1 protein-coding gene is annotated in these 1,277 nt (G+C 69.1%); it reads right to left on the bottom strand.

Features of this window, described 5'->3' with window-relative positions:
• Positions 1-1,205 (bottom strand): type VI secretion system tip protein TssI/VgrG (tssI, locus tag ACF8GB_RS06980; protein WP_392526746.1); only part of this gene is annotated, 1,205 nt, incomplete at its 3' end.
• Between the last annotated feature and the right edge of the window lie 72 nt (positions 1,206-1,277).

The raw sequence follows: 1,277 nt of genomic DNA, 5'->3' as shown, positions 1-1,277 counted from the left end.
TCGCAGGCGGCGAGGCGATCCCAGGGGAACTGGATCTTCACACGGCCGAACTCGTCGCAGTAGATTTCCTCGCCCTCGGGGCCGACGACGGTGGCGATGTGCGGGCCGTCGATGCGCGGCTTGGGCGGCAGCGGCGCGCGCCAGTCGGCGTGGTCGGGCAGCAGCTCGGCGCTGAAGTGGTAGCGGGTGCCCTGTTCGGCGTCGGCGGCCTCTTCCTGCTGGCTGGTGGTCTGCACGCCTTCGTGGTGCAGGCGCAGGGTACGCCAGCCGCGGTTCATGTCGTCGCGCGGGTGGCCGCTGAGGGTAAACGCGGGGCCGGGCAGCAGGCGGGCATCGTCGCCCTCGACCCGGGCCAGACGGGCATCGCCGCGCAGGGCGAGCAGGCGGGTTTCGGTGAAGGGCCTGCCGGCCTCGTCCTGCTTGTAGCGTCCGGGGTAGCTGTAGCGCTCGTAGTCGCTGCGCTGGTGGTCGAGCTCGGGGCCGTCGATGCTGTGCTGCTGGTTGTAGCGCGGGTGGGTGAAGGTGTAGTCGCGCTGGGTCTGGCGGGCGGTGCGCACCTGCTCGGCATAGGCGAAGCGGTGCAGGGCCGGAGCGGGCTGGTCACCGCCAGCATTGGGATTGTAGGTGACGGGTTCACCGTCGAGGGTGCCGTGGCTGTAGAGGCGGTCGCTGAAGACCAGACGGTGGCCGTCGGCGCGGTGCTCGAAGGCGTAGTAGAACCCTTCCTCGGCGGCGAGGCGTTCAACGAAATCGAGGTCGGTCTCGCCGGCCTGGACGCAGTATTCGCGCGGCAGGTGCTCGCGGGTGGAGACCAGCTCGACATCGGAGATGCCGTGCTGCTTGAGAACCTGCTCGATGATCTGGGGAACGCTCAAGGCCTGGAAGATGCGCCAGTCGGCGCACAGGCCGAGGCGGGCCAGGGCGGGCTCGACGGTGGCACGGTAACGGGTGCGGCGGTGGCCGGTGTCGGCTTGTTCGAAGGTGCTGACCAGGCCATGGACATGGCGCACAACACTGCCCTGGGCGATGTGGAGGGTCAGGGGCTGGTCGAGGAGTTTGGCGAAATCGATGGCCGGGTCGAAGCTGGCCAGTTCGAGGTGCAGGCGAAAGGGGGTGGAGAGAGCCTCGTCGAGGGAGAAGGCGGCCACCTCGAAATCGCCGGCAGGTGCGGTGACGGTGAAGCGCAGGTCGGATTGGCGCGGCATGACGTGCTCCTTGCGGGCCGGCATGGGGTGTCCGGCAGTCCGTGGGCAAAGAGAAACCGCTGCCGGCGCTGG

Source organism: Pseudomonas sp. xss_4, from assembly GCF_043104125.1.
Classification (GTDB): Bacteria; Pseudomonadota; Gammaproteobacteria; order Pseudomonadales; family Pseudomonadaceae; genus Aquipseudomonas; species Aquipseudomonas parafulva_B.
The sequence above is the reverse complement of the archived record's forward strand: the minus strand, read 5'-3'. Positions and strand labels throughout refer to the sequence as shown.